Here is a 17,498-nt window from a genome sequence, read left to right as displayed (position 1 = left end):
GATGTCGTCGGCGTGTTCCCTAACCCCGCGGCCCTGCTCCGCCTCGCAGGAGCGGTCCTGGTCGAGCAACACGACGAGTGGGAGGCCGGCGCCCGTCGTTACCTCTCCGAGGACTCCATGCGCCAGCTGGACGCCTTCAATACAGCCCTCACGCTCCCCGACACCAGCACCCTGACGGGAGTGATTCCCGTTCCCGAGCTCATTGCTGCATAATCAACTCAGCTGACCCGCACGGTGACGACGAATTACACCACCCGGCGGGACGTGACCGTTTGTGCGAGGTCACGGTCCTACGTTTGCTCCACGCAGCTGTTAGGGGCAGTCGCATCCCTACCAATTGTTGCCGCAGATACTGCACGTGATCGGAGCCGCGCCAGGGCATAGCGCAATGTGGTGATAACGCGTCAACCGCCCAGACCAGGAGGTCGCGATTCCCTGGCCTGCCTCGATCAGCGCGCTGCCCCCGGTACAGGTACCACTAGTCGTACTGAGCGATAAATCCAGTTCGCGCTGCATAACAGCGAGGCTAGCAGCGTTGAATCGTCCTGGGTCTGCGGCCCAACTCGCAAAGCGCTCTCGACTACGCCCGGGCTGCCAGTCGAACAGTTCCCACCTGACTTTCATGGGCTGGCGGGACGCTCAGACGGCACGTGGATCTCTCATCTCCCCTCATTTCTTTTGCTTTTTGGGGATGATTTGGGTCTGTTCGCGCGTCTCGATATCGATATATGAGTGCCCGCCAAGAAGAGTGGTGGCCATGAGCGAAGCAGATACTCCATTCAGCGGGCCCGTGGGGCCGTACGACGACGTGGCGGCAATATTCTTTGAAGGCAGGAGCGGTTGGCGGTCCGCCAGAGCTGAGAACCGGTCGGACCTCTACTTTGACCAATGGACCTGGACTGAGACCGAAAAGTTTCCATGGCGAGGCCCGACGCTAGTCCAGTGCATTGGCGACGGCCAGTTTCAGGTCGTGTGGGCTGACGTGCCGCTCGCACCGTCCGCTGGTCCGCATACCTTCGCCAATCGGGCGGATCTGATCCACGCAATCGACGCGATTGAAAAGTGGGAGGGCCTCGCTGGTGATGCGCCCCCGCAGTTCCGTCAGTGAATGGCAAAGGTCAAGTGCTGATGCACCGGTCGTGGTGGACACGAAATGGACACATTCCAACCAATTTGAGTGTGATTATTGGATTGTCAGGTGATCGAAAAGTGCCTAGAAACCAACGATCCAGGATCATTTCCTCGTATCGCGTGGATGCGCCGTAGAGTTCAAATCCCACCGGTACCGCCACGAAAAACCCCGTTGATCCTTGTGATCACGGGGTTTTTTAGTCCCTGGACGCGGTCACACCCCACGGAAACCCCACAACTGACCGAGCTCGCGCAGTTCTTCGCCGGTGAACAGATTCGCAATCATGGGTACGCTCGATGAGGCGCGTTTGCGGAACTGGTTCACGCGCCGCTCGGCGGGCAATGTCCCGTCGCGCTCAGCTCGAACGTGAAGGAAACACCGTGTCTGATCACGCAAGAATCAAGGGCCACACCGTGACCCGCACCGTGCACATTGAGGCCGCGCGCGCGCGCGTCTGGAAGGCGCTGACCGACCCCGAGGTGATGGTCCAGTGGTTTGGAGACGGTGTGGTGTTCGCCGCGCTCGAGCCCGGCGCTACGGGCAGCATCGTCTGGGATGACTACGGCAGCTTCCCGATCGAAATCACCGAGGTGGTGCCCGACGACTCGTTCGGCTTCCGGTGGTCGGGAATCCCCGCCGACAAGCTCGACGAGTACTCGACGCACGTGCGCTTCACCATCGCCGATGCCGGTACCGGGACGGATGTAACGGTGATCGAATCGGGCTTCGATACGCTCCCCGGCGGTACCCGCTACCGTCGCGAACGTCTTGAGCAGAACCGAGAGGGCTGGGACGTCGAACTCGACGAGCTCGCGATTCTCCTCGAGGATGTTGCGCAGTAGTTCACGATCACGGGGGTGTCCAGGTCATCATCGAGGAGATCTGGATCGACGCCACGTTTAGCGCAGCGCCCAGAAGGGCAGCGAGGTGACCACCCCGCCGAGCAGTATCAACGCGACTGCTATCACCGGCGATGCGGTCACATCACCGGTGCCGAGGCGCGTGGTGATGCGGGACAGCAAAGCGTGCGTCCGCCGGTGGGAGAGGATGCCGACGGTGAGAAGCACGAGGCAGGGGAGGCAGTAGATCACGGCGTAGCCAGCGAGGATCAGCAGCCCTTCCCCGGTAGTGACACCGGCGTTGAGGAGGCGTTCAATCGCGATGAAGTACGGAAACGCGTTGGGCAGGTCGGCGCCGGTCAGTAGCGCGCCGAACGGAAGCGCCGTCCAGGGCGTGAACCAAGCGGGCAGTGCGATGGGGGTGCGGGGTCTGGTGCGGAACCGGCGGATGCCGGCGAGGATCAGCACGAGGCCGGCGGCGGCGAAGGCGACGTATCGGATGCCCTGTACGATGCCGTCGACCGCTCCGGAAGCTGCGCCCGCGCCGAGGAACAGAGCAGCGCCGGCGCCGAACACGGTGAGTGCTGCACCGAGCACCGTCACCAGTGCCGTCAGCACGGGGCGCCGGGGGGCGGCAAGGAGGATCAGAGTTACTGCGACGATCGTCGCCGGGTTGAACGAGTCCAGCACCGCGAGCCCGGCGATCGCGAGCAGAAGAGGCGCGGTCACCGACTGTCCTGCCCCGGACGGCGCACGAGGACGTCGATCAGGGCGTCGAGTTCCGCCTCCGTGGGGGCGCTTTCGATGCCGGCGACGACGTTCGCGGCGAGTCCGTCGCCGACTAGACGGATGATCCGCGCTCGCGTTGCGTCTCCCGTTTCGTCCCGGATCATCGACTCCCACCGCGCGATCGCCTCCCGCGATGCGGCCGCGACGTCGTCTTCATGCGTCTCTACCGCACGGTGCGCGATGGCCAGCGCCCGGAACAACGCCACGTCCTCCCCGGCCGGCACCGAGATTCGCAACCACGTCTCGGCCGCTCGGCCCTCCGTCGATGCGGCGACCATTATGGCGTCGATTTCCTCCAGGGCAGCCACAGCCAGTCCTTGCACAAGCGCCGCCCGGGAGGGGAAGTGATGCAGGAGGCCACCCTTCGAGACCCCGGCCTTGCTCGCCGTCTCGTTCAGCGAGGGGACGACTCCGCGATCTAGTGTGAGCTGTCGGGCGGCGCCGAGAATGAGTGCTTTGCGATCCATGCGGACATCGTACCAAAAAAGACCGTCCGGACGGTCGGTTTCACGGTCGATTCCACTCCGCGTTCGCCCGGCAGGCGGCGAGCCGGCCCGGGACGCACCGGGGCCGGACGTCGACCCGTCGTTTTCGCTAGCCTTGAGCCTTCCCGACCACCGCCCGCGAGGAGCACGCCCACCCATGCCGACAGTTGCGCTGGAGCCTCGCTATTTCGACCGGATGGGCTCCTCACTCGGTGACAAGGCGCGGATGGTGCTGCCGCACCTGCGTGGCCCCGCGGTGTTGGATGTCGGAGCCGGCGGTGGCGAGCTCACCGCCGCGATGGCGGGTGCCGGCTTCCGGACATCCGCCCTGGACGCCGCGCCGGACGCCATCACCAGGCTGACTGAGCTCGGGATGCTGCACGAGGTGCGGCGCGGCTACGCCGAGCAGGTGCCGCAGCTCTTCGACGAGCCGTTCGACACGATCGTGGTGAGCGCCCTGCTGCATGAGGTCTACTCCTACGGAACGTCGCCGGATACCGAACCAATCCTGCGCGGGTACGACGCTCTGGCACTCACTGTGATCCGGTGCCGCGAGAGCCTGCGCGACCGGGCCCGGTTGATCATCCGCGACGGTGTCATGCCGGAACGGCCCCTGGAGCCCGCGACCGTGGACGGATTGTCGGACGAGGACGTCGAGGCGTTCCACGACTACCTGCGGCGCAGCCCGCACCCGTTGTTGCGGGCGCTGCACCTGCGCGGGCGGACCCTGACCGGCACCCGGCATGCCGTCGCCGAGTTTCTGCTCACGCTCACCTGGGGCATCGAGACGTTCCCGCGGGAAGCCCTGGAGCGCTATCAGCTCTTCACTCTCGGTGGGTACAGCCGATACGCCGGCGACCTGGGCTTCGATCTCGTGCGCAGCGAGGCGGTCACCCAGCAGGGATACGTCGATGCCCTCTCTCACCTCAGGGTCAGGAGCGGCGACCGGCCGTGGTTCCCGGCCACGAACGGCCTGTGGGTATTCGAGAAGCGGTCAACCCGGCAGCCGGTCCTGCACCAACCGTAGCCCGCCGACAACTGTTGCCCGTGCGGACAATAGTTGCCGGTGTGCCGGGCGCAATTGTCCGGATGGGCAACAGTTGCGCGGACTAGAAGAGGTGACCGTAGCCGAGAGCGACGAGGAGGTAGCGCACCGGTCTGGAGGCAACCGTAGCGCCCGTTGCAGCGCCTAGGAGGACATGCGGGACTGGACCCAGTCCAGGGAATGTCGCGCCTGGTCGGCGCTGAGGCGGGTCTGTCCGCCACAGTTCGTGCACTCGTTGGAATACTTGGTGGAGAACGAGAACAGCGGCAAGAAGAATACCGTGAACCGGTTCGCTGACTTCACGACATTTTGCGGCGCTCGCGCCCCGCAGAATGCGCAGACGAACGTGACGACGTTGATGACCTTCTGCGAGGCATTGATGCCGAAGAGGAGAAACACTGTCGTTTCCTTCCGAGGGTGTCAGGAGAAGGATTGCCCGTCTCCCGGTAGTAGTCAGGCGGCGACGCGCAGGGCCGAACGCAGGTGCGTGAGGCCCTCGCTCAGGCGGGAATCGGCGACGTCGACGCTCACGCCGAGCAGGTCGGCGACCTGATTGTTGCTGAAGCCCGAGTAGTAGGCGAGGTGAATAGCCTGGCGGTGTTCCGGCGACAGGGTGTCGATGGCGTCCGTGGCGTGGTCAAGGGTATGAGTGGTTGTGAACATGAATCGTACTTTTCGTTATGACGTGTGAAGGCGGCGCGCAGCATTGCGTGCGCCGAAATTCGAACAGCGTAGTTGATCGACCGTAAGTCCCGGTCGAGTGCGTCCGAGCGGGTAGTACCCGTTCGAGCGGTGCGTGACTCCGGCCATGGATTGGGGCAGCGGAGTGGTCGGATCGTGGTAAAGATCGACGCGCAACTTCCTACACTAACACACGGGCGGGGCCGATCCCGCCCAGGACTACGGCAGGCCGAGCAGCCGGAGCCCGGCCGCCGCTGCCGCACCCACGATCACCACGACCAGGAACGGTGCCTTCAGCCAGAGGGCCACGGCGGCGGCCACCAGCGCCCCCAGCCTGGCGTCGAGCACCAGCTGCTGCCCGGTCGCCACGGTGTTGGCCACGGTAAGGGAGGCCAGCAGGCCGATGGTGAGGGTGCCGGCGACCCGGGCCACCCGCGGATTGGCCAGCCACTTCTTCGGCACGAGATAGCCGAGGAGCTTGGTGAGGAACCCGACGACGCAGGCGACGACGATCCAGAACCACAGGGTCACGAGGGGTCCGTCCGGTCGGTCTGCACGGTGTCGGGATACGGGTCGATGTCGGGCTCCAGCCCCTCGCCGTCGGGTCCCGCCCGGTAGCCGAACCAGCCGACCGCCGCGGCGACGACGGCCGCCACCAGAATCGGCACGCCGGGCGGCACGAACGGCACGGCAAGGATCGTGGCGAGCGCACAGGCCGCCGCGATCGCGCCGGCGTCCCGTGATCGCAGCCGCGGCCAGAGCAGGGCCAGGAATGCGGCGACGGCGGCGCCGTCCAGGCCCCACCGCTTGGGGTCGCCCAGAGCATCGCCGGCCAGGGACCCGACCAGGGTGAACAGGTTCCACAGCACGAAGATGCCGATCCCGGCCACCCAGAAGCCGCGCCGCTGCTCGAGAGGGTCGGTCTGACCGGTGCTCGTAGCCAGCGACTCGTCGATGGTCACCTGGGCGGCCGCGAGGCGCCGCCATCCGCGCGGCTGCAGCAGAACGTTGATCTGCATCCCGTACACCGCGTTGCGGATGCCCAGCAGTGCCGCCGCGCTCGCGGCGGCCACCGGTGTGCCGCCGCCGGCGATGACCCCGATGAACGCGAACTGCGATCCGCCGGAGAACAGCAGCAGGCTCAGCGCCTGGGTCTGCCACACGGTCAGCCCGGACGCGACGGACAGGGCGCCGAACGAGATGCCGTACAGGCCGGTGGCCACGGCGATGGACAGGCCGACCCGGGCTCCGGGGGACTGGCGCAGGGACGTGGACACCGCCCGATTTTAGCCGAAGCGGCGCCCGGACCGGGTCATTCCCTGGCGGTGGCTGGTGGTCGCAGGGCGAGCCGGGTTTGGGTCTGGCCGGCCCCGGCCTGCTTCTTCAGGCGGTGCAGCAGCTCGTTCAGGTGCGTGGTGTCATTGACCCAAACGTGCAGCAGGTAATCGTACGGACCGGTCACGTGCGCGGCATCACGCACCTCGGGCTCGGCCAGAGCGGCGAGGAGGAAGGAGTCGGAGTCCGTGTCGGTGCGGAGCCGAACGTCGATGAAAGCCTCCAGCCCGAGCGGGCCCAGCGGGGCGTCATCGGCCAGCACGGCCCGGTACCCCACGATGACCCCGGTGGCTTCGAGCTTCCGCACCCTGGCGGCGGCCGCATTGGTGCTCAGCCCCACCGCGGTGCCGAGGGCGCTGAAGGAAATGCGCCCGTCGGTGCGCAGAATGCCGATGATTTCGCCGTCGAGATCGTCCATGCCGCGATCGTAGCCGTGCCACGGAGAAAATCTAGGGGCAGGGTCGGCGGCCAGGGCAGGATCGTGGCATGGAGATCGAGCTGGGGCCGCTGTTCGTCGGCGGGCTGTTGGCCGGGTGGGGAGTAGCCGTGCCGCTCGGAGCCATCGGCGTGCTCCTGGTGCGGGAGGCTCTGGCGGGCGGATTCGGTTCCGGGGCCGTAGCAGCGCTGGCGGTGGCGTTGGTGGACGGCCTCTATTGCGTCGCCGCACTGGCGATCGGTGCGGTCGCCGCCCCGGTTCTCGCCTCCTGGGGAGCGGCGCCGGCCGTGGGCGCCGGGCTGATCCTCCTGCTGCTGGGAGCCCTCGGGCTGCGCCGCCGGCCCGCGGCGGCGCAGCCGCGTGACAAACCGCCGCGACCGTCGTCGCCGGGCCGGGTCTTTGCGACGTTCGCCGGGCTCACGGCGATCAACCCGGCGACGTTGCTGTACTTCGGTGCACTGACCGCGGCGTTGCCGCCGTCCCTCGGCCTGGACACCGCGCCGGCCGTGTTCGTGGCGGGCGCCGTGGTGGCTTCCCTGGCCTGGCAACTGGTTCTGGTCGCGGTGGGGGCGTTCGCCGGCGGCCGGATCGGCGTGCGGGGCCAGGCCGTGCTCAGCGCCTGCGGGTACGGCCTGGTGATGGTGCTCGGTGCGGCCGCCGTCGTCGCCGCGCTGCCGGGTCTGGTAGCCGGTTAGATGACCTGCCAGGCCGGCTTGTTCGCGTAGGTGTACCGGTAGTAGTCCAGGTTCGCCAGGCGAGAGGCCGCGGCCTCGTCGACGAGAACGGTGACGTGCGGGTGCAGCTGGATGACGGAGCCCGGGCTGCTGGAGGTGACCGGACCTTCCACCGCCGCGGCGATGGCCTCGGCCTTCTCCTCGCCGAAGGCCAGCAGGATCAGGTGACGGGCCCGGCGGATGGTGCCCAGGCCCTGCGTGATGCAGTGGACGGGAACATCGTCGGGGGAGCTGAAGAACCTGGCGTTGTCGATCCGGGTTTTCTCGGTGAGGGTCTTGACCCTGGTCAGTGACGCGAACGAGGAGCCGGGCTCGTTGAAGCCGACGTGGCCGGTGCGGCCGATGCCGAGGATCTGCACGTCGACGCCGCCGGCGGCGCGGATGGCGGCCTCGTACTCGCTGCCCGCGGTCTCGAGGGTGGCCAGGTCGCCGTTCGGCACCTGGATGTTGCCGGGGGTGAGGCCGAGCGGCAGCACGACGTCGCGGGTGATGACGGCCCGGTAGCTCTCCGGGTGCCCACTGGGCAGGCCCACGTATTCGTCGAGCGCGAATCCGCGCACCTTCGACACGTCCAGCGGGTCGGACCTGAGCGAGTCGGCGAGGGCGCTGTACAGCGACATCGGCGTGGAGCCGGTGGCGAGACCGAGGACGGCATCCGCTTTCTGACTGATGAGTGCCCGAATCGATGCGGCGGCGAGAATGCCGGCGTCGGTGTCGGATGTGAGGATGACTACTTCAGCCAAGGGATGCTCCAGATGCGATTGAGAAGAGTGGATGGTGCGAGAAACGATGGTGCCGACCGGTGCCGCGAGCGAGGCTCGCGACACCGGCCGGTCAGGCTAGACCGCGGCCTTCGAGGTGGAGTCGGGGGCGGCCTCCTCCACGACGTCGTCGCCGCGGCCCGGCGTCTTCAGGTTCCAGCGGCGGATGACGAACCGGAACAGGAAGTAGTAGAGCGCCGCGTAGGCCAAGCCGATGGGGATGAGCAACAGCGGCTTCTCGGCGAGGCCGAAGTTGAGGATGTAGTCGAAGGCGCCGGCACTGAAGCTGAAGCCGTCCCGGATGTCAAGGAAGTTCACCAGGGCGTGCGAGGTGCCGGTGAGCACAGCGTGGATGACGTAGAGCGGGAAGGCGACGAACATGAACGAGAATTCCAGCGGCTCGGTGACGCCGGTGAGCATCGCCGTGAGGGCGCCGGTGAGCATGATGCCACCGACGATCTTCTTCTGCGACTTCTTGGCTTCGTGCCAGATGGCCAGGGCGCCGGCGGGGAGGGCGAACATCATGATGGGGAAGAATCCGGTCATGAACGAACCCGCGGTGGGGTCGCCGGCGAAGAAGCGGTGCAGGTCGCCGGTGGCGCCGTTGTAGTCGCCGATCACGAACCACATCATCGAGTTGAGGATGTGGTGCAGGCCGACGGGAATGAGCAGGCGGTTCGCGGTTCCATAGAGGAACCCGCCCCAGATGTCGTTGGAGCTGACGAACGCGCCGAACGAGGTGAGGCCGCTGCTGAACGCCGGGTAGAGGAAGCTGAGCAGAACCCCGAGCACCAGGGCTGCAACGGCGGTGACGATCGGCACGAACCGGCGTCCGCCGAAGAAGGCCAGATAGCTGGGTAGTTTGATGCGGTGGTATTTCTGCCACAGCACGGCGGAGACGACGCCCATGAGCACGCCGGCAAGGACGTTGTAGTTCACCAGAACCTGGTCGGCACCCTTTTCGGGCAGGCCCATCACGAGCGGAGACATCGCCTTGCCGACGTTGCTGAACACGAGGTAACCCACCACGGCGGCCAGGGCGGTCGAGCCATCCGCCTTCTTGGCGAAGCCGATCGCCACGCCCACCGCGAAGAGCAGGGGGAGGTTGTCGAACAGTGCGCCGCCGGCAGCGGCGATCACGGCAGCGCCGGTCTCGAAGCCCGGGATGGCGCCCAGCAGGTCGGGCTGGCCCAGGCGCAGCAGAAGTCCGGCGGCGGGGAGGGCGGCGATCGGCAGCATGAGGCTGCGGCCGATGCGCTGGAGTTGGGCGAGGCCCGGGATTTTTCGTCCCGTTCCGGCATCTACGGTGGTGCTGGACATGGATTCCTCCTGTGTTGGTGCTCGTGGTGTGTCTTGTGGACGGGTGAATGGTGTGCGGCCAGAGGCTGCGGGAAGGCATGCTGGCGCTGCCGATGAGCTCGGCAGGCCACCCGGGTGGGGCGGAGCAGGCTGACTTACAGTTCGTGGTTGAGGTCGAGGGTCATGTGGATCTGGTAGCGGTCGCCCCGATACCACGAGGTGACGTGTTCAACGGGGGTGGACCCCGCCGATGACGTGCGGAGGAAGACGAGAAGGGGGACACCCACGTTGATGCCGAGTGGTTCGGCGAGTTCGGCGTTCGCGGTCTCGGCCCACGCGGTCTGTTCGGCGTGATCGATGCGCAGGCCGTACTCGGTGGCGAAGGTGGCGTAGAGGGAACGGGTGAGGTCCTGGCTCCCGAGGTCGGGCAGCAGGCCGGCCGGGTAGTAACCGCGTTCGAAGGCCATCGGGATGCCGCCGGCGAGCCGCAGACGCTCGACCTGCTGCACCTGCGCGCCGGCCCTCAGGCCCAGCGCAGCACGCACCTCGAGGGGTGCGTCGATCAACCTGGACCCCATCACGACGGTGGCGGGCACCAGGCCGCGCCGACGCATGTCTTCGGTGAACGAGGCGAGGTGCAGGTCGCTCTGCACGCGCTCGCCGGCGACGAAGGTGCCCTTTCCCTGGATGCGGTAGAGCACGCCCTCGTCGACCAGTTGGCGGATCGCCTCCCGCACCGTTGACCGGCTCACGCCGTACTTGGTCATGAGCTTTCGTTCGGGCGGGATCGCGGCATGGGGTGCCAATGTGGTCTCGACACGTTCGAGCAGGATGGCCCGCAACTGCACGTGCTTGGGCACGGCGCCGTTAGCGAGGACCGGGCCGTCGAGGTGTGTCACGACTTCATCACCTTTCCAGGGCGTTGACTTTCGGGAGCGGGCTTTCTGCGATCCAGCTGACAACCAACCGGACCACTTCCGCTTTGTGGTCCGTACTGGTACGGTCCAATTACTCGATAATGGAGGTGCGGCGGTCTGTTTGTCAAGGGCCGGCCCGCACAGGCGTCTCGTAGATGAGAGCCTCCTTGTCGACCGATCCATCCCACAGATCCGTATACATTTCCGAGGAGTAACTAATGAGTAGCAAGGCAGAGCAGATCCTGGCCGGCCTCGGCGGCGCCGGCAACGTCGTCGACATCGAGGCGTGCATCACCCGGCTGCGCACCGAAGTGACCGACCCGACGCTGGTCAACGAGCCCGCGCTCAAGGCCGCCGGTGCGCACGGCGTGTTCAGGTCCGGAACCATCGTGCAGGTCATCGTCGGCCCCGAGGCCGAAAACCTGGCCGACGACATCGAGGACCTCAGGTGAGCGTCGCCTCCCTGATCGTGCTCGCGCCCGTTCCCGGCCGCGCCGTGGAGCTCGGCCTGGTACCCGACCCCACCTTCGCCCAGGCGATCGTCGGGCCCGGCGGGGCGATCGACCCTCCCCGCGAGGTCGTCGACGCCATCGCGCCGATCAGCGGCAAGCTGCTCAAGGTGTTCCCGCACGCCTACGTGATCGTGGCGCCGGAGGGTGTCGGGGTGCTGGTGCACCTCGGTATCGACACCGTGCAACTGAAGGGCGCGGGGTTCACCCTGCGCGCCCAGCAGGGCGACACCGTCACCGCCGGTGACGTGATCGTCAGCTATGACGTCCCCGCCATCGTGGCCAGCGGCCGCGACCCGATCGTGCCGGTGATCATCCTGGAGCGCCAGGCGGAGAACATCACCCTCGCCGACGCCGTGGCCGCCGGTCTGGAACTCGAGGCCGGAGACACCTTCCTCACCGTCCGCGGCTGACCCTCAGCCGCCACCGACAACCCTGGAGACCCCGTCATGACACCGCTCATTTCCCGACCCGACACCGCAGAACCCGGGCACGCGCCCGCGCTGCCGGGCGAAGCCGGACCGGGCACCGAGACGCCGCTGCTTCTCGCAGCCGGCACAGTGGTCCTGCCCGACCGGGAGTACTCTCCCGGCTGGGTCGAGGTGCGGGGCGGCCTGATCGTCGACTGTGGAGCCGGCGAACCACCCCGGCCCGCGGATGTCTCCCTGCCGGCCGGGGTGCTGGCGCCGGGATTCATCGACGTCCACAACCACGGTGGCGGCGGCGTCAGTTTCAACGATGCGAACACTCACGCCGTCGCCAGGCGCATCACTCAGACCCACCTGGACCACGGCACCACAACCATGATGGCCAGCCTGGTGACCGCGCCCATCGACGAGATGGAGCGCCTGGTTCGGGCGCTCGCCGAGCTGGTGCGGGTCGGCCTGCTGGCCGGCATCCACCTGGAAGGCCCCTGGTTGAGCCCCAAGCACCGGGGAGCCCACGCCCCGGAGTTGTTGTTGCCGCCGGATGCCGCCGGCATCGACCGGCTGATGGGGGCCGGCGGCGGCGCGGTGCGCATGGTCACCATCGCCCCCGAGCTGGAGGGCGGCCTGGCCGCCGTGGCGCGCATCGTGCAGCACGGCGCGGTGGCCGCCATCGGCCACACCGACGCGGACTACGCCATGACCCGCACGGCGATCGCGGCGGGCGCGACGGCGGGCACCCACATGTTCAATGCCATGCCGCCCCTGCATCACCGCGAGCCGGGGGCTGCTCTGGCGTTGCTGGACGACCCCGCCGTGTTCGCCGAGATCATCGCCGACGGGGTGCACCTGCACCCGGCCGTCGTGCGCCTGATCAGCGAGAGCCCGGCCCGCCCGGTCCTGGTGACGGATGCCATGGCCGCGGCCGGCGCCGCGGACGGCGACTACAAACTGGGTGGCCTGGACGTGCGGGTGGCCCACGGCGAGGCGCGGCTGATCGACGGCACCATCGCCGGCAGCGTGCTCACTCTCAGCCACGCCGTGCGGTACGCGGTGCTCACCGCAGGGGTGCCGCTGCCGCTCGCCATCCGGGCCGCCACCCAGAACCCCGCCGACCTGCTCGCCCTCACCGACCGCGGCCGGATCGTGCCGGGCCTCCGCGCCGACCTGGTGATGCTCGACGCCGACCTGCACGTGCACGCGACCCTCCTCGAGGGCTCCTGGGTCCCGCGACCTGTGAGTTAAGCCCCGGCAATCTCGAGTTTCAGGTGCTTTTCCCACGGTTCGCGAGGCAGGATGGGTACGTGAGCGACACCCTGAGAGCGCGGCTGCGGGCCCTGCCCGACTTCCCCGACGACCTGCCCGCGTTCGACCCGGCCACCGCCCCGGCCGACCCGGTGGAGCTGTTCCTCAGCTGGTTCGAGGCGGCGCTCGCCGCCGGGGTGCGGCAGCCGCACGCGTTCAGCCTCGCCACCGTGGGGGCCGCTGCCGGCTCCGGGGCGCCGTCGTCGCGGATGCTCATCCTCAAGGACCTCGACGACGACGGATGGCAGTTCGCCACCGCACGCACCTCCCGCAAGGGCCGCGAGCTGGCGGCCAACCCGCGGGCGGCGATGAACTTCTACTGGTCTGAGCTCGGCCGCCAGGTGCGACTGGTCGGCCCGGTCGTCGAGCTCTCCGCCGAGGCATCCGCCCGGGACTGGGCCGCGCGCCCGGCCGCCGATGCGGCACCGAACCCGGCCTGGCAGGTCTACGCGCTGCGCCCCACCGAGATCGAGTTCTGGCAGGCCAGCGCCGACCGCCGGCACATCAGACACCGCTACGACCTTCCCGGCTAGCCCGCGGGCGGCGCTCAGGGTCCGCTCAGGGTCGAGTCAGGGTTTGTCCCGATACCGCCACGCGGGGCAGAGGGCAACACTGGGGATCGACCCCAGCGCGCCCGCGCTCCGACCGTGAAGGACCGTACATGACCGCCCATACGCTCACCTCGAACCACCCGGCGCGCTCGCTCACCGCACCGCCGGCATCCGTGATCGCGTGCGCCAGGGGCCTGGTCAAGACCTACGGCACCGGCGAGACCGAGGTGCGCGCCCTGGACGGCATCGACGTGGACTTCGCCCGGGGCGAACTGACCGCGATCATGGGCCCGTCGGGGTCGGGAAAGTCGTCGCTGATGCACTGCATGGCGGGGTTGGACACCGTCACCGCCGGCACCGTGATCGTGGACGGCATGAACGTGGGGCGCATGTCGCAGCGGCAGCTGACGGCGCTTCGCCGCACCCGGCTCGGCTTCATCTTCCAGTCGTTCAACCTGATTCCCACCCTCACCGCCGCCGAGAACATCACCCTGCCGCTGGACATCGCCCGGCGCCCGGTGGACCGGGCGCATTTCGCCGCGATCGTCGCGGCGGTCGGGCTCGAGGACCGCCTGCACCACCGACCCAGCGAACTCTCCGGCGGTCAGCAGCAACGGGTGGCCTGCGCCCGAGCCCTGGTGGCCCGGCCGGCCGTGGTGTTCGCCGACGAGCCCACCGGAAACCTCGACTCGAAATCAGCCGGTGACTTGCTGCGGTTCCTGCGCGGGTCGGTCGACGACCTCGGCCAGACCGTCGTGATGGTGACCCACGACGCCCGGGCGGCGGCCTACGCCCACCGGGTCCTGTTCCTGGCCGACGGCCGGCTCGTGCACGAACTCACCGACCCCACCCAGGCGTCGGTGCTCGACGTCATGCGGTCGATGGGCGACGAGACCGAGACCGAGCACGACGGCGCCCGGCGATGACCCGGGTCGCGTTGCGGGGCATCCGCGCCCACCTGGTGCGCTTTCTGCTGTCGCTGCTGGCGGTGACCCTCGGGGTCGCCTTCGTGGCGGGCACCCTGTCGCTTCGCACCATGATGGGTTCCACCTTCTCCGGCATCGTGGCCAGCTCGATGCAAGCGGATGTCTACGTGCGCGGCAGCGAGCCCGCCGCCAGTGCCGCCCAGGCCGGCAGCTCGGCCGGTGACGTGCGCGAGGCCATCCCGGCCGACCTCGCGCTGACCCTCAACACCGTCGACGGTGTGCGGCACGCCCTGCCCGCGGTCTCCGGACCCATCGTGCTCGTCGGCGCCGACGGCACGGCCGTGGTGAGCACGCAGGCGCCCACCTTCGGGATGGCGCTCCACCCCGACGACGACACCCTCGACATCGTCGCCGGACGCTCACCCGTCGGCGCTGCGGAGATCGCGCTGGAATCGGCGACCCTCGAGTCGTCTGGCCTGACCCTCGGCGACGAGACCTCGGTGGTGCTCGCCGGTGAGGTCCAGACCGTCTCGGTCGTGGGGGAGGTCTCGCTCGGGGCGCCGATGGCCGGCGCCACCATCGTCTTCCTCGACGTGCCCACCTCCACCGCCGCCTATGCGGCCGACGGCCTGGTGGCGAGTATCGACGTCTACGGGGACACCGGGGTGGACGAGCAGATCCTCGTCGACAGGGTCGACGCGGCCCTGGCCGCCGCCGACGCGACCGGCGTCGAGACCGTCGGCGGCACCGCCATGCGCACCGAGGCCACAGCGGACATCAACGCCATGCTCGGCTTCGTGCAGACGTTCATGCTGGTGTTCGCCGGGATCTCCCTGTTCGTGGGCGCGTTCATCATCTCCAACACCTTCGCTATGTCGGTACAGCAGCGGATGCGCGAGTTCGCGCTCCTGCGCGCCGTCGGCGCCTCGCCCGGTCAGGTGTTCGCCTCCATCCTCATCCAGGCCGCGGTGGTGGGCCTGGTCGGCTCCGCGCTCGGCATCGCCGCCGGCCTCGGCCTGGTGTCGCTCGTGCGGATGGCGGTCGCCCAGATCGGCATGAACCTGTCCGGCAGCATCCCGCTCGACCCCGCCACCGTGGTGATCTCGCTGCTGGTGGGCACCCTGGTGAGCATCGCGGCTGCGGCGCTGCCGGCCCGCCGGGCGGCGCTCACCACGCCGGTGGAGGCCATGCGCGAGGCCGGCGGCGCCAGGTCCAGGTCGCTTCGGCTGCGGGCCATTGTCGGATCCGCTCTCACCGTCGCCGGTCTGGCCGGACTGGTCGCCGCCTGGTCCCGGCCCGACCCCGACGGTCCGGCACTGCTGGGCCTGGGAGCGGCCGGTGTGGTCCTCGGGGTGCTGGTCCTGGCCCCGGTTATCGCCCAGTACTCGCTGAGCGCCCTGGCCGCGGTTTTCGTCGTGGCCGTCAAACCGCTGGGCCGCCTGGCCCGCGGCAACGTGATCCGCAACCCGCGCCGCACCGCGAACACCGCCGGGGCGCTCATGATCGGCATGGCCCTGGTGGGCGCGGCCTCGGTGCTCGCCGCATCGGCGACGGTCTCGACCCGCGCGATCGTGGACGACGGCTGGATCGCAGACTTCTCGGTGCAGTCCGCCGCCGGGGTGGTGCCGGCCGGTGTGGTGACCGATCTGAGCGCCCTCGACACGGTGGCCTCCGTCGACGAGCTGCGGTATGGCCCGGCGATGCTGGCCGAGGCAGCGGGAGACACCGTCGCCGAGCGGTCCCTCATCGTGGTGGCGCTGCCGCCCGCCGCGCTCGGAAACACCATCGACTTCGACGCCGTCGAGGGCACGCTGGCCGGCTTTGCGGCGGGGCAGCTCGCCGTTCAGCGCAGCGCCGCCGAGGACCACGGCTGGGTGGTCGGCGACGACGTGACGTTCACGACGGCGGCCGGGGAGGCATCCGCGTCGATCGGCGCCATCGTCGACACCGCCGTGATCGGCGCGCCGATCATCATGCCCGACGACGCCTTCGAACGCATCGTGCCGGCGTCCCAGATCGCGATCGACTCGCTGCTGATCACCTCGGCCGCGGCCGCCACGCCGGCGGAGGTGCGCGACGACCTGACCGGGGCGGCCGCGCCTTACGTCGTGCTCTCGGTGCTCGACAAGGAGGAGTTCGCCGGCCAACTGGCCGGGCAGGTCGACCAGATCCTCGGAATCCTGTACGCCATGCTGGCGCTGTCGGTCGTCATCGCGATCCTTGGCATCGTGAACACCCTGGCGCTGTCGGTGATCGAACGCACCCGGGAGATCGGGCTCATGCGCGCCGTCGGCCTGGGCCGGATGCAACTGGCCGGGATCATCACCATCGAATCGATCCTCACGGCCCTGTTCGGCACCGTCCTGGGCATGGCCGTCGGGGTGGGCATCGCGTCGCTGATGCCCACGGTCTTCACCGAGATCGGCCTCACCGAGCTCGCGATCCCCTGGGGCCAGCTCGCGTCGATGCTCGGGGTCGCGGCCCTGGTCGGCGTGCTGGCCGCACTCTGGCCGGCGATCCACGCCGCGCGGTTGCCCGTGCTGCAGGCCGTGTCGGCGGACTGACCGCGTCAGACGCACGCGAGCCGTGAGCTAAGCCCCGAAAACCTCAGATTTTCGGGGCTTTTCTCACGGCTCGCGAGAGGGGCGCCGGGGTTACAGGGTGATCAAGCCCGAGGTGGTGTCGCGCGCCTTCGTGAAGCGGGCGGAGACGTTCTCCCAGTCGGTGACGGTCCAGAACGCCTTGACGTAGTCGGCGCGCACGTTCTGGTAGTCGAGGTAGTAGGCGTGCTCCCAGACGTCGAGCATGAGCAGCGGGACGATGCCGGCGGGCAGGTTGCCCTGCTGGTCGTAGAGCTGCACGATGATGGGCTGCTGACCCAGGGTGTCCCAGGCGAGGATCGACCAGCCGGAGCCCTGAACGCCCATGGCCACGGCGGTGAAGTGGGCCTGGAACTTCTCGAACGAACCGAAGGTGTCATCGATCGCAGCGGCGAGCTCACCGGTGGGCTTGTCGCCACCGTTCGGGGACATGTTGGTCCAGAAGATCGAGTGGTTGACGTGGCCGCCGAGGTTGAAGGAGAGGTCCTTCTGAAGCTTGTTGACGAAGGTGAGGTTGCCGGATTCGCGGGCCTCAGCGAGCTGGTCGAGAGCGGCGTTGGCACCGGTCACGTAGGCCTGGTGGTGCTTGCTGTGGTGGAGCTCCATAATGCGCCCGCTGATGGCGGGCTCGAGGGCGGCATAGTCATAGGTCAGCGGGGGAAGCGTATATGCGGTCATTTGTTTACGATATCGTCTCAAGTGCACTTGAGATCAAGGAGACGGCCCACT

General features: G+C 68.4%; 22 protein-coding genes. 11 read left to right on the top strand and 11 right to left on the bottom strand.

Going from position 1 to position 17,498, the window contains the following annotated elements:
• The 3 genes from RCH12_RS16495 to RCH12_RS16485 form a co-directional block, all read left to right on the top strand.
• A partial coding sequence (locus RCH12_RS16495) for a transposase (protein WP_327017593.1) occupies nucleotides 1-213 on the top strand: 213 nt, incomplete at its 5' end.
• Between the two features lie 544 nt (nucleotides 214-757).
• A complete protein-coding gene (locus RCH12_RS16490) occupies nucleotides 758-1,108 on the top strand; it encodes a hypothetical protein (protein WP_327017592.1) in 351 nt (116 codons plus the stop codon).
• A 404-nt stretch (nucleotides 1,109-1,512) separates the two neighbouring features.
• A complete protein-coding gene (locus RCH12_RS16485) occupies nucleotides 1,513-1,974 on the top strand; it encodes an SRPBCC domain-containing protein (protein WP_327017591.1) in 462 nt (153 codons plus the stop codon).
• Between the two features lie 57 nt (nucleotides 1,975-2,031).
• Here RCH12_RS16485 and RCH12_RS16480 read toward each other — a convergent pair whose 3' ends face one another.
• A complete protein-coding gene (locus RCH12_RS16480; RefSeq protein ID WP_327017590.1) occupies nucleotides 2,032-2,700 on the bottom strand; it encodes a GAP family protein in 669 nt (222 codons plus the stop codon).
• Nucleotides 2,697-3,227 carry a TetR/AcrR family transcriptional regulator gene (locus RCH12_RS16475; RefSeq protein WP_327017589.1) on the bottom strand — a complete coding sequence of 177 codons (531 nt, stop codon included), beginning with the start codon at nucleotides 3,225-3,227 and terminating at the stop codon, nucleotides 2,697-2,699. The genes RCH12_RS16480 and RCH12_RS16475 overlap by 4 nt, the downstream gene beginning before the upstream one ends.
• Nucleotides 3,228-3,402: 175 nt before the next feature.
• Between RCH12_RS16475 and RCH12_RS16470 the strand changes: the two genes are divergently transcribed.
• A complete protein-coding gene (locus tag RCH12_RS16470; RefSeq protein ID WP_327017588.1) occupies nucleotides 3,403-4,272 on the top strand; it encodes a methyltransferase domain-containing protein in 870 nt (289 codons plus the stop codon).
• Between the two features lie 162 nt (nucleotides 4,273-4,434).
• Here RCH12_RS16470 and RCH12_RS16465 read toward each other — a convergent pair whose 3' ends face one another.
• From RCH12_RS16465 to RCH12_RS16445, 5 genes are all read right to left on the bottom strand, one after another.
• Entirely contained in the window at nucleotides 4,435-4,689 is a 255-nt protein-coding gene (locus RCH12_RS16465; protein WP_103430195.1) for a zinc-ribbon domain-containing protein, read from the bottom strand.
• A gap of 54 nt (nucleotides 4,690-4,743) precedes the next feature.
• A complete protein-coding gene (locus RCH12_RS16460) occupies nucleotides 4,744-4,953 on the bottom strand; it encodes an RNA polymerase sigma factor (RefSeq protein ID WP_088457294.1) in 210 nt (69 codons plus the stop codon).
• 237 nt (nucleotides 4,954-5,190) lie between these two features.
• The gene (locus RCH12_RS16455) at nucleotides 5,191-5,502 is read right to left on the bottom strand and encodes an AzlD domain-containing protein (RefSeq protein ID WP_103430194.1); all 312 of its coding nucleotides are present in this window, start codon (nucleotides 5,500-5,502) and stop codon (nucleotides 5,191-5,193) included.
• On the bottom strand, nucleotides 5,499-6,248 hold the full coding sequence (locus RCH12_RS16450; protein ID WP_327017587.1) for an AzlC family ABC transporter permease: 750 nt from the start codon (nucleotides 6,246-6,248) through the stop codon (nucleotides 5,499-5,501). Before RCH12_RS16450 ends, RCH12_RS16455 begins: the two co-directional genes overlap by 4 nt.
• Before the next feature lie 35 nt (nucleotides 6,249-6,283).
• Nucleotides 6,284-6,724: an Lrp/AsnC family transcriptional regulator gene (locus RCH12_RS16445; RefSeq protein WP_103430192.1), complete on the bottom strand. Its 441-nt coding sequence runs from the start codon at nucleotides 6,722-6,724 to the stop codon at nucleotides 6,284-6,286.
• A 68-nt stretch (nucleotides 6,725-6,792) separates the two neighbouring features.
• Here RCH12_RS16445 and RCH12_RS16440 point away from each other — a divergent pair, with 68 nt between their 5' ends.
• Nucleotides 6,793-7,437, top strand: a complete 645-nt coding sequence (locus RCH12_RS16440; RefSeq protein ID WP_327017586.1) for a LysE family transporter — start codon at nucleotides 6,793-6,795, stop codon at nucleotides 7,435-7,437.
• On the opposite strand, the gene RCH12_RS16435 is transcribed toward RCH12_RS16440, so the two are convergent.
• The 3 genes from RCH12_RS16435 to RCH12_RS16425 form a co-directional block, all read right to left on the bottom strand.
• Nucleotides 7,434-8,219, bottom strand: coding sequence for a glucosamine-6-phosphate deaminase (locus RCH12_RS16435; RefSeq protein WP_327017585.1), 786 nt, complete (start codon nucleotides 8,217-8,219; stop codon nucleotides 7,434-7,436). The two genes, RCH12_RS16440 and RCH12_RS16435, sit on opposite strands and share 4 nt — an antisense overlap.
• A gap of 96 nt (nucleotides 8,220-8,315) precedes the next feature.
• A complete protein-coding gene (locus RCH12_RS16430; protein WP_103430189.1) occupies nucleotides 8,316-9,557 on the bottom strand; it encodes a PTS transporter subunit EIIC in 1,242 nt (413 codons plus the stop codon).
• Nucleotides 9,558-9,691: 134 nt separating this feature from the next.
• The gene (locus RCH12_RS16425) at nucleotides 9,692-10,435 is read right to left on the bottom strand and encodes a GntR family transcriptional regulator (RefSeq protein ID WP_243399046.1); all 744 of its coding nucleotides are present in this window, start codon (nucleotides 10,433-10,435) and stop codon (nucleotides 9,692-9,694) included.
• A 236-nt stretch (nucleotides 10,436-10,671) separates the two neighbouring features.
• On the opposite strand from RCH12_RS16425, the gene RCH12_RS16420 reads away from it, so the two are divergent.
• The 6 genes from RCH12_RS16420 (at nucleotide 10,672) to RCH12_RS16395 (ending at nucleotide 16,733) form a co-directional block, all read left to right on the top strand.
• Entirely contained in the window at nucleotides 10,672-10,905 is a 234-nt protein-coding gene (locus RCH12_RS16420) for a glucose PTS transporter subunit EIIB (RefSeq protein WP_103430187.1), read from the top strand.
• A complete protein-coding gene (locus RCH12_RS16415; RefSeq protein WP_103430186.1) occupies nucleotides 10,902-11,375 on the top strand; it encodes a PTS sugar transporter subunit IIA in 474 nt (157 codons plus the stop codon). Before RCH12_RS16420 ends, RCH12_RS16415 begins: the two co-directional genes overlap by 4 nt.
• A gap of 36 nt (nucleotides 11,376-11,411) precedes the next feature.
• On the top strand, nucleotides 11,412-12,632 hold the full coding sequence (gene nagA, locus RCH12_RS16410; RefSeq protein ID WP_327017584.1) for an N-acetylglucosamine-6-phosphate deacetylase: 1,221 nt from the start codon (nucleotides 11,412-11,414) through the stop codon (nucleotides 12,630-12,632).
• Nucleotides 12,633-12,691: 59 nt separating this feature from the next.
• Nucleotides 12,692-13,225, top strand: a complete 534-nt coding sequence (locus tag RCH12_RS16405; RefSeq protein ID WP_103430184.1) for a pyridoxine/pyridoxamine 5'-phosphate oxidase — start codon at nucleotides 12,692-12,694, stop codon at nucleotides 13,223-13,225.
• 128 nt (nucleotides 13,226-13,353) lie between these two features.
• Entirely contained in the window at nucleotides 13,354-14,169 is an 816-nt protein-coding gene (locus tag RCH12_RS16400; RefSeq protein ID WP_327017583.1) for an ABC transporter ATP-binding protein, read from the top strand.
• Nucleotides 14,166-16,733 carry an ABC transporter permease gene (locus RCH12_RS16395; RefSeq protein WP_327017582.1) on the top strand — a complete coding sequence of 856 codons (2,568 nt, stop codon included), beginning with the start codon at nucleotides 14,166-14,168 and terminating at the stop codon, nucleotides 16,731-16,733. The genes RCH12_RS16400 and RCH12_RS16395 overlap by 4 nt, the downstream gene beginning before the upstream one ends.
• 90 nt (nucleotides 16,734-16,823) lie before the next feature.
• Here RCH12_RS16395 and RCH12_RS16390 read toward each other — a convergent pair whose 3' ends face one another.
• The gene (locus RCH12_RS16390; protein ID WP_327017581.1) at nucleotides 16,824-17,447 is read right to left on the bottom strand and encodes a superoxide dismutase; all 624 of its coding nucleotides are present in this window, start codon (nucleotides 17,445-17,447) and stop codon (nucleotides 16,824-16,826) included.
• Nucleotides 17,448-17,498: the final 51 nt, after the last annotated feature.

This window comes from Cryobacterium sp. MP_3.1, from assembly GCF_035984795.1.
GTDB lineage: Bacteria > Actinomycetota > Actinomycetes > Actinomycetales > Microbacteriaceae > Cryobacterium > Cryobacterium zongtaii.
This window is presented reverse-complemented; position numbering and strand designations above follow the sequence as displayed.

Bases quoted from the DNA above. Each gene is read 5' to 3' on its own strand.
- RCH12_RS16490 (WP_327017592.1), top strand. From the start codon at position 758: ATGAGCGAAGCAGATACTCCATTCAGCGGGCCCGTGGGGCCGTACGAC.
- RCH12_RS16475 (WP_327017589.1), bottom strand. From the start codon at position 3,227: ATGGATCGCAAAGCACTCATTCTCGGCGCCGCCCGACAGCTCACACTA.
- RCH12_RS16470 (WP_327017588.1), top strand. From the start codon at position 3,403: ATGCCGACAGTTGCGCTGGAGCCTCGCTATTTCGACCGGATGGGCTCC.
- RCH12_RS16460 (WP_088457294.1), bottom strand. From the start codon at position 4,953: ATGTTCACAACCACTCATACCCTTGACCACGCCACGGACGCCATCGAC.
- RCH12_RS16445 (WP_103430192.1), bottom strand. From the start codon at position 6,724: ATGGACGATCTCGACGGCGAAATCATCGGCATTCTGCGCACCGACGGG.
- RCH12_RS16440 (WP_327017586.1), top strand. From the start codon at position 6,793: ATGGAGATCGAGCTGGGGCCGCTGTTCGTCGGCGGGCTGTTGGCCGGG.
- RCH12_RS16430 (WP_103430189.1), bottom strand. From the start codon at position 9,557: ATGTCCAGCACCACCGTAGATGCCGGAACGGGACGAAAAATCCCGGGC.
- RCH12_RS16420 (WP_103430187.1), top strand. From the start codon at position 10,672: ATGAGTAGCAAGGCAGAGCAGATCCTGGCCGGCCTCGGCGGCGCCGGC.
- nagA (WP_327017584.1), top strand. From the start codon at position 11,412: ATGACACCGCTCATTTCCCGACCCGACACCGCAGAACCCGGGCACGCG.
- RCH12_RS16400 (WP_327017583.1), top strand. From the start codon at position 13,354: ATGACCGCCCATACGCTCACCTCGAACCACCCGGCGCGCTCGCTCACC.
- RCH12_RS16395 (WP_327017582.1), top strand. From the start codon at position 14,166: ATGACCCGGGTCGCGTTGCGGGGCATCCGCGCCCACCTGGTGCGCTTT.
- RCH12_RS16390 (WP_327017581.1), bottom strand. From the start codon at position 17,447: ATGACCGCATATACGCTTCCCCCGCTGACCTATGACTATGCCGCCCTC.